Source organism: Microvirga antarctica (assembly GCF_017921815.1).
In the GTDB taxonomy this organism is placed as follows: domain Bacteria; phylum Pseudomonadota; class Alphaproteobacteria; order Rhizobiales; family Beijerinckiaceae; genus Microvirga; species Microvirga antarctica.
Map to the genome: position 1 here is coordinate 1 of NZ_JAGEMM010000151.1, position 285 is coordinate 285.

1 protein-coding gene is annotated in these 285 nt (G+C 45.6%); it reads right to left on the minus strand.

What is annotated here, in order from left to right; translation table 11 throughout:
- The coding region (locus J4G32_RS21255) for a hypothetical protein (RefSeq protein WP_210497705.1) at positions 1 to 264 on the minus strand (264 nt) is incomplete at its 3' end.
- Between the last annotated feature and the right edge of the window lie 21 nt (positions 265 to 285).

The following is a 285-nucleotide window of genomic DNA, read 5'->3' on the forward strand; positions in this document are numbered from 1 at the left end:
TTCAAAAGTTTCTTCCGAGCGTAAAATCACTTGTACGCCATCTTCGTCGGTCACTTCCAGCCATAAACAGCGATCCGCTGTCCATGCTTTTATTTTTATCCGGATCTTCCGTACGGATTTCACTTTGTCCAAACGGATATTAAAGCGATGATCGTAATTCCGGAACAATTCGGTCCCCGGCCGGAGCTTTACCGTTTCATTACAAACAATCCGGTTTCCCACAGCTTCATTGACCTTTATCCCTTTCAATCCGCCCTGCTCCAAATAGCATAATCCGTCTCCGTT